Raw genomic sequence first — 14,964 nt, forward strand, 5'->3', positions numbered from 1 at the left:
CATCCTAATCAGGGAGTTAACACATATACACCCTGTTCCTCATACCATGTCTGAACTTCAGGATCGGAATAGATTATATAATCGCCAACAGTGTCAACCAGCTTAAGTCCCATGGTAACAAGGCTGACATCCACCTTCCTGTCAGTCCTAAGAACGATGTACAGGCACTTGGACTGTCTGGTAGCCTCAAGGAGCTTCTCCGCATTAATAACTTCAGGCTTCTCATAAGCATCGTAAACTGCGTTGTAATAATCCCACTGAGTAGCCAGCATTTCCCTTCCATATGGCATCAGGATGTTGACATCGTACTGTCTTACAAAGTGCACCAGTTCTGACGGGAACACAGCTCTTACTCTTGAATCACCATCCTTTGGTGCTATCACATCGCAGACATCAATGACTTCCTGAGGGATGTGATACATATTCTCAGCGACAGACATGTACTGGTTAAAATACACCAGAGACCCTGACAGCATCACGATCACAACTGCTGCCACCAGAGCTACCCTCTGCTTAACCTTACTCTCAAATCCAAAGATCAGTTTGCAGGCAGCATATCCTATCACTACATACATTGGAATAAGCCACAGCACACGGTAGTATGTATCGCTTCCATCATCGAAAGCTGCTACATACACGATCTTGGTAATAGGCAAAAGAAATCCTGCCAGGATCACAATTGGCAGAATACCCAGTATTATATTTTTACGAATGTCCTTCTCGCACACTAACAGATAAACAGCAGACACAAAAAGGATAATTGGTAATATCGGGTTCCCAAAATATAGCTTAAGAGCGACCCAACACTCCATGAATATTCCGTACATAAGTGTACCTCGCTAAACAGATAAGTCCTATTACTGAAAGAAAACTAACAATCTCTGAAATCCGCCATAAAACTGATTCCTTATAATATACAGTGATTTCTCCACTATAGCCCGCAGGCAGCACCACAGAAACAAAGGCATTACTGTCTCTTACAACAATAAAGTTGTTTCCTTTAGAATCTTTTGCCCTATAGCCTCTGTAATAGATAAACGGGACTTCAAGAAGTTTTTCAGAAGATGATGTATTAGTGACACTAGCTTTAACACTACCTTTCTCTTTGTTCCAAGTTAAAAGATCTATTCCATCCTCTCCTATTGGCTCATTTATCTCGCCATAATTTTCAGCTATGCCAATTGGCAGATATTCTGCCCCCATGATACCAAAGCTGTTGTAATCATCCGGAATATACATATGATCCACTTCTGATCCGACCACACTGGTTGTGTAGCTGGCTGATATAAACGTTCCAATAAATATTGCCCCCACAAACGCTGGAGCATATCTTCTAATTTCCTCTTTTTGATCATCAAGTATTTCAAATAGGTATCCTGAAATCAATGCGAGACAAAGCATAGAAACACCGATAAATCTAAATGGAAAACGAATATTCTGTGCGACCATATTGGTTATGCTGGAAAGCCGCTTCACACCATCCCATGGAAAAAACGGAGTCTCCATAATTAATGAGATAACAGCAGCAACACACAACAGATCGATATATCTGACCAAGTTCTTGTCTTTTTCCTTAGCTATTATTCCGCACACTCTCAAAACAGCGTAAAGAATCAAAGCAAAATATGCTGGCCCAATTCCTACCGTCATCTCTGCTCCTCTCGCCATAGGAACAGCTTCTTCTATACTCATAGAAATTCCTGTGCTTGAAAAAAGAGACAACAGCTGCCATAAATAAGTTCCATTTGATCGTAGTCTTCCATCAAAGCTTGGAGCTGCGGACCCAATACCATCCGCCATAACCTGAATGAATGGAACGAAGTACCACATGTTTATCATCAACACTATCGCTACTGCGCAGAGAATATCAGTAAGAACTCTGACAGTGAAAGTCTTCTTATACCACATTACCGCAAAGATTACTGCAAATATAAAAACTATTACACAGGATACAACATGACTGCTAACTACACCTGATACTCCCAATGCAAGTGGCAAAGCTCTCATAAGCTTCGCGGTAATTTTTCTATCGCTTTCCTCATTTTTGTATATTTTCATCAATCCATAAAACACTAATGGAAGAAATGTGATTGCTGTGTACTCTCCAACAGCTGATCTTGTATATAAGCAGGTTATTCTGTATGGAGCGAGAACATATATAACTCCAGCCACAAATGGTGATATCTTTTTATTAAACAATTTAGAAAAACACCCAACTGCTATAGCTGCTGTAAGCAGATTTATGCAAAATACATATATTTTAAATGCAAACTGAATCGAAGCCCCTAGCAGCCTTATTCCAGCTGGAAGAAGCATAAACAGGTCATTATAAAAAATCGATGATGCATAGCCCTGCCCATTTATCCATACCGGAGATACTCTTACGGGGAACTGTCCATTTTGTATAGCAGTCACCAAAGCCTCAATCCTGGCAAGATGGTAAAAACAATCATGCCCAGTCACAAGATATGGATCGAAAAGAGGCAGGGAAGAAAGAATAGCTAATGCAAATATCACCACCATTGACCCTTGTGCATATTTGCCTTTCTTTTCTCCAAGATAGATAAACAGATCCACTACTATGCTTACAGTAAGCAACCAAAACAGGATATAAAACTTCCACCAGTTTGTTTCCTGTATCTCCATTCCATAAACATATAGATACCCATTTCCAGTATAATTAAATAAAACCTGATATCCATCAACGTTAAGCGCTGAATTCAATGTTATTACCATTCTTCCATCAGGATCACTAATTTCGTTCAATCCCATGTTCTCTCTTAGAAGAATTACCGGAATAGTGTTATACAACGAAGAGCAGGAATACGTATTGTTATGATCACTAGTAAGATACTTAAAGATGATATTGTAACTTCCAAAACGAAGGTCAGTTGCAGGAGATGTAACAGTTGCCCAAGGAATAACTGTTCCATCTGTCATAGTACCTTTTTCTTCTGTTATAGCATTGTCAATATAGATCCCGCTTTCAGTAACATCGAATAAGCCTTCTAGCAAAACCCCTCCATCTGACTGGAAACCATCAATAGAATAAGAATAATGACGGAGTGGAATGCAAAAAAGCATTAATGAAATAAACAGAAGTATAGCTTCAATTACGACAAGCCTTTTTATCCTTTGACTCTTAAAAAACATGTTTCCTCCCAAAATCATCCAAGAGCATAGAACACTACAATACCAGAAACGATAAGTACCATTCCGATTATCTTGGAACGAACGAACTTCTCTTTAAACACAACTCTGGACATGAACATTACTATTACGTAAGCGATTGGCTCCATTACCACAACGCCCATGTATCCAAGACCACTGTAGCAGTAGATACTGATGACCATTGCCAGTACCAGCAGGAAATATCCTCCAATAACAAGGACATTGAGATACTCCTTGATGATATTGGGGTATTCCTTTATGGCGCTCTTTTTAAGGAGAACCTGTGATGTGGATGCTATTGTTTCTGAGAGGAGCATTAAAAGAAAAAATACATTTATCATTCCTCGCCACCTCCAAGATTCATAACAATAACCCCAGCCATTACCAGTAGAACACCTGCAACCTTGCCTGGAGTAATGCCCTGGCTAAAGATCAGGAAGTTCCATAGCATGGACCACAGAAGTGTCATGGACTTATTGGCATAGGCGATGGAGAGCTGGAACTTTTTAATGATCTGCTGCCAGAGAATTGCATAGACAGCAAGGATAACAAATTCCAGTCCAAAAAACAGGATGTATCCCCAGGACAGAAATGCCTGCTTGGAAGCCATATTTGCAGCTACCGTTGATAATGAATACACCAGCACTGATAGCTGAAGCAGCAGAAAATCTGCTGGTTTTATCTTTTCAAATAATTTCTTGTTCAAAACTTTTACCTCTTAATTCTCACCGTATATTACATTCACGAAGTGCTGTGCCATATGCTCGTTGCAGGCAGCATTTACATGTATGTTATCAAGGAGCCACTCAGAACTGTTGTCCTCATCGATGGTTCCATAGTAATTGTCAATAAATGTTACTCCAGTTGCTCCGCACACATCCATCATGAACTGATAGTATGTTGTGAGCCTTCCGTTTCCAAAGTCGTACATATCGCCATTTACAAGGCTTCCAGATGCGTCATATGCATAACACATAGGAGAAGACATGCATACGATCCTGATAAATGGATATTTCTCCTGAATAGCCTTAATGCCTGCTGTGAGAGCTCCGCTGTAGGTAACAGGGTCAACGTCATTGTCAGGGTTAAGACCAATCCTGTAGCTGATGTAATCCTGAGCATCGTAGAAGATTACAAGAGTATCTACTGTATTCATATCAAGGTTCTCCAATAGACCTGCGCCCTTGTAATACCTTGAATCTTCAAAACTTCTCTCATTGCCGTGAAGAAGCGAGAAATCTCTGTCTGCAATAGCCTTGCTGACATTGTAAAAACTAAAAGCATCAAGTGGATACTCAGGGTCAAACTCGGCCTTTTTAAGTGCAATGGTTGTAGACGGGAATCCAGCATTCAGGCATGTAGCCCCGGTTTTAGCAGCAACCTGCTCTACCAGTCCATTCTCATCACTGTAGTAAGTTAAGATATCATTACCCAGAAAGAGAATAGTCTCAACGCCGTCATCTTCATGCATTGCCTTCTTGTCATCAGGAAGCAGGAACACCTGGTCCTGAACCTCTACTTCAAAATCGCCCTCAACAACGCCTTCAGTCTTGGCTGTTCCGGCATTCCATTTGATCAGCTTATATGCCGTGAAAGCCACCACCAGGACGATAACTACAAGTATCGCAATATGAACCCACATGGGGATATTTCTTTCTTCTCTACTTTCTTTACTCATGCTTAAATACCAGACTTCCTTTTGTTATTTATGTAAAAATATCGAGAAATATATCATCAGATAAACCAGGTTCGGTATGATACATAAAAGTGCTCCGAATATCACCTTGATCTTTCTGGTGTAGAACAGCAGCACCAGGGTCAAAAGAGCTATAAGCCCGCTTCCAAAAATAACTCCCAGTGAACTGCAGGTTCCGGATAACATGTTTACAAAAAACAGCTCAATCCATGGACACCAGTCTCTTCTTGGCTGTTCCCATTCCTTTTCCTTCCTGTTTGGTGCGGGAGTCTGCTTGGCTTCCTCGAACATCCACAGGAATATCCAGAAGATCATTGGAAATACCAGATTGGCAACAAGAGCCTTGCCCTGCCAGGTCCTCATAAGAAAGAAAGTAGCCGGCGTATAAATGGACACATTTCCAAACATCAAAAGGAATGACACAATGATCATAAATACAGGGATTATCTGCTGCCTAGTCCTGAACAGTACTCTTCCTATTTCCACGTAAACAAGATAAACCAGTGGAATAAGGAAAAGAGGCATTACAGAGTGGGACAGGATCGTAGCGTGTATTCCTGACTCTTTTGCTATAAAAGCTATCCACATGGTGATAACAGCCAGGGCATGCCTTATATCAAGATAGGTTGAAGATCCGGTGTAAGGCAGGATTGTATTCATTACATCTACCTTCTGTGCCAGGAGAGACTCAACAACGTAGTATGCGTCGTCACCATCGAAGCTGGCCATAACTACGGACATAATCATCTGAAAGGCCATTATCGCAAAAAAGATTCCCCAGTAGATCCTGCTCTCTTTTGAATAATCGTGCTTGTAAAAACCAGGATTGGCTCTTGGGCTCATAAGGTCAAAAACATCTGCGTGGGCCTCTCCAGGGAAAAGGGTCAGATAGTTCTTTTCCCCGTCCCTTAGCTTCAAAAAGCTCCTTACAATTCCTGCAATGGCAAGAACAGATACCACCACAATGAATATCTGTCTGCAGTATGTAAATGCACTGTATGTAGCCTTGAGCATGCATGTTATGGCAATCACTTCAAAGACAGCCATGTAAACCAGGTAACCCAGGATAAAGGTTATTCCTATGGTTCGCCTTGCCCTTGGCAATATGAAATTAACCAGCATCCCAACGCAGAATGGCACAAGTAACAGCCACAGTATCAGGCTGGGAATTGCTCTTAACAGAATAAGCATACGTAAACGTCCTTTAGTCAGCCATCATGAGGTTTAAGTGCTCCTGAAGGATACTGATACCTGTGGTATTCTCTCCGCCTCTTGGGATAATGATGTCAGCATACTTTTTGCTGGGCTCGATAAACTGCTCATGCATGGGCTTTACTGTGTCTCTGTACTGAGTAAGGATAGACTCAATGCTCCTTGCTCTCTCTGTCATGTCACGGATGATCCTTCGCATAAGTCTCTCATCGGCGTCTGTGTCAACGAAAACCTTGACGTCCATAAGGTCTCTTAAGGCCTGGCTCTCAAGGACCAGGATTCCTTCAATTATGATGACCTTCTTAGGCATTACATGAACGGTCTCATCTGACCTGTTATGAACAGTGAAGTCATAAACAGGCATGTCGATCTCCTGTCCTGCCTTGAGCTTTCTGACATCCTCGATCATGAGATCTGTATCAAATGACGCTGGATGATCGTAGTTAAGACGGCTCCTGTCCTCATAGGAGAGGTCATCATGAGCCTTGTAGTATGAATCATGATTGATGACCACGATATCGTCGCCAAATTTCTCCTTGATCTTCCTGACTATTGTGGTCTTGCCTGAAGCTGTGCCTCCTGCTATTCCTACTATGCAAACCTTATCGCTCATTTATAATCCTCCATTTATTCCTGAGTATAGTTACTGCCATATGACTTGTAGTAATTGTGGGATAATATCTCTCCCGACGCTGCGTCATAGGTTATTATCTGTATGTCATAGTCACTCTTGCTGTCATCATACAAAAGATTGGTCTCCGGATCCTCATCAGTATAGAAGAGCCTGAAAAGATGCTCCACCGGCTGATAGTGAACTGTACCGAGACTTGTCTTTATACCATCCAGAACTTCACCGTCACAGGCCTCATAAAACTGTCCGGACGCCACATCGTTGATAAGAATATATGGCCCGTCTGTGTGATAGATCTTAGGGGTTACAGTAAAGTTGTGAAGGAGCCTCTGCATCTCATTATCTCCAAAAGCCTGGGATCCGTCATTGATGTAAATTATAGAGCTGACTGTCTTGGCTCCTGACAGGTAGTTGAGCTGCTGGTAGATACTCTCTGAGTCAACTGCCATGTCATAGATGGTTCCATAGAACTCATCAGCACGCTGCTGCCAGTAATCATAGGCTACATCGCCTCTGTGGTCAGTGATACCATCTATCTCTGAAAGCTCCTGCCCAATGCACTTGGTGGCCTTGATTGCTCCCATGGCATTCATGTGGCCGGTATCGTTAAGGTCAGTGTACAGGTCAACAACGCCCATCTCCTGCATGTTAATGAAGGGAACGTCATACTGCTCGCAGATCATCTCTGCGCTGTCCATAACTCTTTTATCTTCTGTGGATGCACTGCAGGTGAGGAATGTCACCATTACGTCGATATTCCTCCTCTGGCACTCATCAATGATCTTACGCAGGTACTCTTCTCCAACTGTATGTCCACCAAGGCCATTTTCATCCTCCGGGTCCGGATAGATCCCTGGAGTAAGCTCAATGCCATATCGCATCTCAGCGCCAAAAAGAGGATTCCTGTCTGCTGTTCCTGTCAGGGCCTTGTAGTCATTACTGTCCAGCTCTTCCCACCTGTTGTGATAAACATGGAAGGGAACGTAGAACTGCTTGCGAATCTCCTTATCTGCTATGAGGTCCTCAACCGCCGCCACCTTAATCTTGTCCATAGGCCAGCAGTCCATGTTGAGATGGAGCTGAGCTACAGATGTTGCCCTGTCCTCCTCATCGCTGTCCTCGTACATCTGGTCAAGGTACTGATAGTCCTTGTTCATCAGATAGGTATCAACCACAACGCACTTTGGCGTGGTGTACTGCAGAGCCTCTATAAGCTCCCAGTAGGTGGCCTGCATTACAGAGCCGTGGCCTCCCATGTTGTAAGAGGTATATCCATACTCCCCATAGAGAACTGCGGGATTTATGGCATTGATCACATGAGATGAACCAATGAACAATACATCTATCTGATCCGCTCTGTCAAAAAAGTCTGCGTACTTATATTCACTTTCCTTGTCCCGAAGTACCACTGTGGCACCATAGATGCACAGAAGCGCTGCGCAGGTAAAGCCCACTGTCTTCAGGATACTGCTTAACTTAATCTTCATAAATTGCCTCAGAACTGCTGATATATAAAGCTGGCTGCATTGTAGCCTGCGCCCCATACTCCAAAGATGAGGATTGCCAGGATACCTGCGATCATGATGATCCATCTGTACCAGATACTCTGCCTGATGATCTTGTCCCTGATCTCAACGCCGTTAAAGGCCAGGATATCCATTACTATCAAAAGAATTATTCCTAAAACAGCAATGTTCATGCTGCCCTGAGTAAGTCCCAGTTCAAACAAGGATCCATCGCTAAATACCCATGGGGTAAACTCAAGGCTCTTTTTTATAACAGTAAAAGCCTTTTCAAGGGACTCTGCCCTGAAGAATATCCACGCCAGATTAACCAGAAGGAAGGTGATGATAGTCTTGACTGTCCTGTGGGAAAGCCCGCTTCTGTCAATCTTAAGCGCCTCAACAACCTTGTCCCTTAAGGGCATTGTCACAAATCCAATGATCTGATATACACCGTGGAGAAGCCCCCATACCAGGAATGTAAGAGCTGAGCCGTGCCAGATTCCGCTCACTGCAAATACAATCAGAACGTTTAAGTACTTTCTAACGGTTCCCTTCCTGTTTCCTCCAAGAGGAATATATACATAATCTCTTAGCCATGTAGAAAGAGAGATGTGCCATCTTCTCCAGAACTCCGCGATGCTCTTGGCCATATATGGGCTGTCAAAGTTCTTCATCACATCTATTCCAAGGATCCTTGCACAACCGATTGCTATTGCAGAGTAACCTGCGAAGTCGCAGTAAATTTCAAATGAATAAAGAACCGTTCCGATAGCCACCAGTGTTCCTGAAATAGTATCCGGCGCCTCAAACACGCTGTTTACATAGATGGCGATCCTGTCAGCTATAACCAGCTTAAGGAAATATCCCCACAGCATCTGCAGGAATCCGTCCCTCATCCTGTCAAAATCCACTGTCACAGGATATGAAAACTGAGGAAGCATATTCCCTGCTCTCTCAATAGGTCCAGAGATGACCTGAGGGAAGAATGAAACAAACAGGGCGAGCTTAAGGAAATTGTGTTCTGCAACCTCGTCGCCTCTGTAGACATCAATGATATATCCAAGGGACTTGAGCATGTAAAAAGAAATACCGATTGCCCCCATTATCTTGCCACTTCTAAAGATAAGCATGGCAGCAACTTCAACAACGACTGCAAGGACTAAAAGAGCTGTTGCCCCTTTGGTCCTCTTCTCTTCTGCTCCTCCAGATACCTTCTCGATCAAAAGAGCTGCAAAGTAAGTCACCACTACAGTTCCTGCCATAACAGCAGACGCTTTAAGGTCAATGCTGATATAGAAAGCTGCACTGATGGCCAGGAGCCAGATATATCTGAACTTCCTTGGGATTATGAAATTGATGAGAGCCGCCACAGGAAGCAGCAGCAAAAATGCCAGTGAAACAAACTGCATGTATCAAACCTTCTTAACGTAGCAGTAGGCGGCAAAAACGCCGCCCACATATATTAGTCAACTTCAACTCCATCCTCTTCTTCTGACTTCGATTCGTCAGTTTCGTGATACTCTTCCTCGGTGTTGACGTTCCAGATGTTACTTCTGTCTGTCTCGCCGCTTAAGATGTTCTTGACTGTCTCAAAGGAAGTGCACATTGAGTGATCGATATTGTTGTATCTGTGCTGTCCATTACGTCCAACGCAGTAGAGGTTATCAATAGAATTGAGATATTCAACAAGCTTGTCCATCTCATCATAGGTATCAAAGTATGCAGGATAAGCCTTCTTAACTCTCTCCATATGATAGTCCATAACTTCAGACGCACTATCAATAAGTCCCAGAGTAACCATCTCATCGATAGCCATCCTGGCAAACTCATCCTCAGTCATGTTCCACATAGAATCGCCCTCGAAGCAGAAATACTCAAGGCCAACCCATACAGTGTGTTCAAGATCCTTAACAAGATATGGTGACCAGTTGTTGTAGATCTGGAAACGTCCCATCTTGACGCTTCTCTCCTGAACATATACCCAGTTGTCAGGAACGATATTGCCAATAGTCTTAATGTTTGTCTTGTTCTCAAGATTAAGCTTTGGAACAAGAACTCCGAGAGTCATGTAATCTCTGTATGGAAGACCAGCTGCAATCCTTGCAGGGTCTGCCGGAACATCGTTCATGCCCGCTACAAGATCCTTAACTGGCATTGAACTGATAACAACATCGCCGTCGATATCAATCTCTTTTCCATCCATGAGGTAAGTAACACCCTTGATGTGATTGCCATCCTTGCGAATCTTAACAACCTTGGCATTCATGATGATGGTTCCACCAAGATTTTTGATCTCCTCTGCTGTAACATCCCAAAGCTGACCAGGACCAAGCTTAGGATACTTGAACTCTTCAATAAGAGATGTGTTGACCTTGCGGTTCTTGACCTTAAAGAGTCTTCCAAGGTAGTCCCTTATGATACCAAAGATTGATAATCCCTTGGTTCTCTGTTTTCCCCAGGAAGCATCGATCTCTGATGGATGTCTGCCCCAAAGGTTCTCGGTATAATACTCAAAGAACATTGAGTAGAGCTTCTTACCGAAGTTATTGATATAGAGGTTCTCAAGATTATCCTCAGGTCTCTTATGGAATACGGATCCCATGTATGAGAATCCAACCTTAAGAGTAGTCAGGAATCCAAAATTCTTGAATGTCTCTGGCTTTAATGAAATAGGATAATCATAGAACTTGGAATCAAAGAGGATTCGGGAAACACGGTGTCTCTTGAGCATGACACGGTCTTCCTTCTCAGGATCCGGACCGCCCTCCTTCATCTTCATAGGACGATCAAGAACTATATCATCATAGGTAGGATGTCCCTGCTGAGGGAGCATCTTGTCCCACCATTCATTGACCTCTGGAACCTTGGAAAAGAATCTGTGGCCACCCATATCCATTCTGTTGCCCTTGTACTCAACAGTTCTTGAGATGCCACCAAATTTAGAAGTCTCCTCAAAAACTACCACCTGGTAGTCCTTGGACTTAGTCAGAAGTTCGTAGGCCGCTGTAAGACCTGCAGGGCCTGCCCCAATAATAAGTGCTTTTTTCATTACACGTACCTTCCTTAAAATACTACATACTTATCGAGAATTATACCATAATTGAAGGTATTAAGCCAACGCACACTTAAACGTCAAAAACTGGTATGAATTAATCGTTATTCCGTCTATTTCTTAAGACTTTCTTAAGATTAGCAGCAGATTTTCTTAATTTTACACCAAAAGACTTTTCATTTTTTTATCCGGTGTTACAATACCTTTGGAAAGCGAGGAGTTAAAGATATGAAAAAAAGTATCACATTTGCCATAGCGCTTCTTTCTTCTATGAGCATCATCTTTACCGGATGTTCTCTCCCGAATAAAGATGTAAAAGAAGCTACAGAATATATTGGCGATAACGCCAACACAGAGAACTCTGCTGAAGACGAAGCCGCTTCTGAAAAGTCAATTGTGGTCATCAATGATCTCTTTGAACCACTGTTAGAGGAAGTCTCAACTGCAGAGGCATCCAATGAAGCTTCCACAGAAGAAGAGAAAAAAGAAGACACTGATGAAGAGGATAATGTAGTAAACATCGTATGTTTTGGTGACAGTCAGTTAGCAAACGGAAGAGACGATGGAACTGATATACCTCATCTGCTTGCTCCCAAGGTTCCTGACTCGAGAGTCTTTAACATGGCGATCAGCGGAACAACAGCTTCTGTAGAGCAGAACACTTCAGAAATAGCACCAAGTAATCTGACATCCACAAGTTTTCTTGGCATGGTCTACTGTTTTGAAGGTAAGTCCGATAGGGAGGCAACCCTTGAAGCTTATCCTGGAATCCTGAACACCATGAACAGTATCGAGCCTAAGGATGTAGACTACTACGTACTGTGCTATGGAACCAACGATTTCTTATCCAATGTCCCCATGGATGCGGATTACTATGGAACAGATGTAGAAAAAGCTCATTCCTTATATGGTGCCATGTCTATGGGAATAAGCGAGCTTAAAGCTGTTAGTCCCAATGCCACATTCATTGTCATCACCCCATTCTATGGAATATATATGGATGATAGCGGAGCATATATTGGTGATTCCTATATAGTAAGTAACGGTATTGGTACTCTTTCAGAGTATGCAGAAAAAGTTAAAAATGTTGTTGACGACAATAAATGCTATATCCTTGATGGTATGTTTGGATCAAGATTCGATCTATATTTAGACACTGCCAATGAGTATCTGATGGATAATCTTCACCTGAATCTTACTGGCAGACAGATAGTCACCAGGATTCTTGCTCACAACATCAATTACGTAGAAGGCAATGAACCATTTCCTTACTGGGATACAGATTATATCAAGGTAGCAGATTTTAACCCTGAAGAGACTTATCGCGCAGACGAGAATGTAATGGAAAAGCAATATCCAGAGTCATGGGACAAATACATTCATGGCGAGTATCCACTTGCTCAGCCATCAATATATGTAAGCGAGATCCCGGAAGATAACGAAGGACACTAAATAATTAAAGAGGATGATTATCATATGATAATCATCCTCTCTTTTTTATTCAGAGTAATCGCAAATAATGTTTTTCCAGTCAGTAGTGTACTCAGTTATTCTTATGTTGTACCCAAGCTGTGAACCCAAAGGTTCTACCATACTTTCTTCACCGCCGATATAGATTCCGTAGTTTTCGTCTCCTTCGTAATACAACCAATCTCCAATGCCTGTAGTTACCAAATTGCCAGAAGCATAGGCATCTTCTATATAGTATCCTTTCCTGCTGTCACAGTTAAGCAGGAACACCAGGGTATTATTCTCCTCTAATATTTCCTGTACTGAGCCAAAACTGCCACAATCAACATCAAATTCTTCCAGGAAATGCTCCTTGTCTATATCAAGCTTATCCATTTCATTGATCTGAAGGAGAATGTTGCCATATACGTTATCCAGGCATCTTAGCCAGCGAGACAAAGTAGTGATATTGCTTTCCTCTATCCTGAATCTGCAGCAGTCATCAGGATATAACATATCACACCTATTACCACTGATTGCATATACCTTGACATCTCTTTCCGAGATATTAATGCTATATACATTGATCAGCCTGTATTCATCAAGGTTTACATCTGCTTCAATGGTAACCTTGTCTTTTCCGACAAAATCAATAAACTCTGAGTACATAGGATCTTCAAGCATTTCAGGATACTGCGTAGAAATAACAAACCTGTAATCATTCAGATCTTTGTACTGTAACAGCTGCGTGAGCAAAGGGTTTGTGGAATGATCATTTTTTAATCTTTCAATGTAATCATCCATCTCATGAAGTCTGTCATGAACATATTCCCTGAATGTATCCAAGGACTTCATACCTTCAACAGTTCCACTCTCCGGCCATCTTTCGCAGTCTCTGTAATATGCTCCGGAAGCAAACAGGTCCTGCTCTATTCCGTCAAGCAAAATGTCGATTCTTTCTTCAGACCATCCGTGCTTTCTGTTGTATTTATATTTCGAATACATAAGGTCATATGTTTCTTCATCATTGTTAAGAAGCAGCTGAGAAAAACTAGTATCATAAGAAAAAGAGTTATAGTCTGGTGTCAACTCATAAAATGAAATACAGTTTCTCTGAGTTTCGTTCCACATGTCCCCCCAAGAAAGATCCATATCCCAAGGTATAAAGATAGCTTTTTTGCCATCGTAAAAATGTTTAAGAAGAACCAGGTAATTCTTATCAAAATTATCCCATCCCTGGATAAGCGTCCTGTATAAAAAGAAATCAGCAGCGTTATCCAGATCCACGCAGCTCATGAGATACTGCCTGTCATCAGCATGTTCTTCGACAGAGCAAAGATAGTCAAACATTATATCCAAAGGCTGATCCGACTCAAATTCAAAAAGGCCATAGGCTATTTTCTGAAACAGGCCTTCATCGTCCCCAACCTTATCTATACCTAGTGTTTTTAAGTCAGTTCTGTATCCCAGTGCATAGAGTCCGTAGTATTCTCCATTTAAAAAGACTTCCACGTACTTATAATATGATCCGGTGTTTAATCTATAAGCGTTATCTTTTCCGCAACTCTCGGTCCAGAGATTCTGAGAAAAAACATTTCTTACTCTCTCATAATCTGCATAGCATGAATATAGGATCCAGTCATCATCAGAACGCATGCCAAGTAATGATAAGTCTTTTTTCTTTTCCCCATCACGCAGAGATAATTTAAAGGACTTCTTTGGATACCGGGAGGATGTTGCACCTCTGACCTTTATCATTCCTTCAGAGTCCACAACTCTAATATTAGAATCTTTTCTATTGTCAAAAAGACTGACCTTCATCTGAGTTTCTTCTGTAGTCACCTCTGCCTGACATTCTATAGAAACCAGCGGAAGTGTCGTGCATACCAGATGGCATAAATAATATCTTGAATCGTCGTAAACGATCATCTTTATCCTGGAATTCGAAGCAACACTATCATAAGTGATGCGGTCATTTACTATCCCGATCAATACCCTGCTCTCTGAATTTCTGGTGGACACTAACGGATTATAAGCCCACATGTCACCTTCGATCAGAGAATAATACAGGTCATTACCTTCAGCATCATATACCAGTTTTTGATCACCAAAAAAAATGTCTGTCATAACATTTTTATCAGACTGTCTGACAGACATTATATTCTCTAATTCACCGTCACTTAGTATTAGCCTGTTAAACCGCCTGGGACCATTTGGGCTCCAAAGAGGGTACAGGCATAACAATACA

General features: G+C 42.0%; 12 protein-coding genes. 1 reads left to right on the forward strand and 11 read right to left on the reverse strand.

What is annotated here, in order from left to right; all coding sequences use genetic code 11:
* Positions 1 to 8: 8 nt before the first annotated feature.
* Genes D6855_RS12370 through D6855_RS12415 form a run of 10 tightly spaced genes read right to left on the reverse strand, consistent with a single transcriptional unit; the run spans position 9 to position 11,264 of the window.
* On the reverse strand, positions 9 to 827 hold the full coding sequence (locus D6855_RS12370; RefSeq protein WP_120741546.1) for a hypothetical protein: 819 nt from the start codon (positions 825 to 827) through the stop codon (positions 9 to 11).
* Positions 790 to 3,153, reverse strand: coding sequence for a hypothetical protein (locus D6855_RS12375; RefSeq protein WP_120741548.1), 2,364 nt, complete (start codon positions 3,151 to 3,153; stop codon positions 790 to 792). Before D6855_RS12375 ends, D6855_RS12370 begins: the two co-directional genes overlap by 38 nt.
* 14 nt (positions 3,154 to 3,167) lie before the next feature.
* Positions 3,168 to 3,512, reverse strand: coding sequence for a multidrug ABC transporter (locus D6855_RS12380; protein ID WP_120741550.1), 345 nt, complete (start codon positions 3,510 to 3,512; stop codon positions 3,168 to 3,170).
* On the reverse strand, positions 3,509 to 3,877 hold the full coding sequence (locus D6855_RS12385) for a transporter (RefSeq protein ID WP_120741552.1): 369 nt from the start codon (positions 3,875 to 3,877) through the stop codon (positions 3,509 to 3,511). Before D6855_RS12385 ends, D6855_RS12380 begins: the two co-directional genes overlap by 4 nt.
* Positions 3,878 to 3,889: 12 nt before the next feature.
* The gene (locus D6855_RS12390; RefSeq protein ID WP_120741554.1) at positions 3,890 to 4,849 is read right to left on the reverse strand and encodes an SGNH/GDSL hydrolase family protein; all 960 of its coding nucleotides are present in this window, start codon (positions 4,847 to 4,849) and stop codon (positions 3,890 to 3,892) included.
* Between the two features lie 24 nt (positions 4,850 to 4,873).
* Positions 4,874 to 6,058 carry a DUF6077 domain-containing protein gene (locus D6855_RS12395; RefSeq protein ID WP_120741556.1) on the reverse strand — a complete coding sequence of 395 codons (1,185 nt, stop codon included), beginning with the start codon at positions 6,056 to 6,058 and terminating at the stop codon, positions 4,874 to 4,876.
* 13 nt (positions 6,059 to 6,071) lie between these two features.
* On the reverse strand, positions 6,072 to 6,692 hold the full coding sequence (udk, locus tag D6855_RS12400; RefSeq protein WP_120741558.1) for a uridine kinase: 621 nt from the start codon (positions 6,690 to 6,692) through the stop codon (positions 6,072 to 6,074).
* A gap of 14 nt (positions 6,693 to 6,706) precedes the next feature.
* The gene (locus D6855_RS12405) at positions 6,707 to 8,197 is read right to left on the reverse strand and encodes a hypothetical protein (RefSeq protein WP_120741560.1); all 1,491 of its coding nucleotides are present in this window, start codon (positions 8,195 to 8,197) and stop codon (positions 6,707 to 6,709) included.
* Positions 8,198 to 8,205: 8 nt separating this feature from the next.
* Positions 8,206 to 9,624 carry an MBOAT family O-acyltransferase gene (locus tag D6855_RS12410; protein WP_120741562.1) on the reverse strand — a complete coding sequence of 473 codons (1,419 nt, stop codon included), beginning with the start codon at positions 9,622 to 9,624 and terminating at the stop codon, positions 8,206 to 8,208.
* A 53-nt stretch (positions 9,625 to 9,677) separates the two neighbouring features.
* Positions 9,678 to 11,264 (reverse strand): NAD(P)/FAD-dependent oxidoreductase, encoded by a 1,587-nt coding sequence (locus tag D6855_RS12415; protein WP_120741564.1) that lies wholly within the window; start codon positions 11,262 to 11,264, stop codon positions 9,678 to 9,680.
* Between the two features lie 231 nt (positions 11,265 to 11,495).
* Here D6855_RS12415 and D6855_RS12420 point away from each other — a divergent pair, with 231 nt between their 5' ends.
* Positions 11,496 to 12,719 carry an SGNH/GDSL hydrolase family protein gene (locus tag D6855_RS12420; RefSeq protein WP_120741566.1) on the forward strand — a complete coding sequence of 408 codons (1,224 nt, stop codon included), beginning with the start codon at positions 11,496 to 11,498 and terminating at the stop codon, positions 12,717 to 12,719.
* A gap of 45 nt (positions 12,720 to 12,764) precedes the next feature.
* Here the strand turns inward: D6855_RS12420 and D6855_RS12425 are convergent, their stop codons facing one another.
* Complete coding sequence (locus tag D6855_RS12425) at positions 12,765 to 14,873, reverse strand: CotH kinase family protein (RefSeq protein ID WP_158589522.1); 2,109 nt, start codon at positions 14,871 to 14,873, stop codon at positions 12,765 to 12,767.
* Between the last annotated feature and the right edge of the window lie 91 nt (positions 14,874 to 14,964).

It is taken from the genome of Butyrivibrio sp. CB08 (assembly GCF_003625485.1).
GTDB lineage: Bacteria > Bacillota > Clostridia > Lachnospirales > Lachnospiraceae > Butyrivibrio.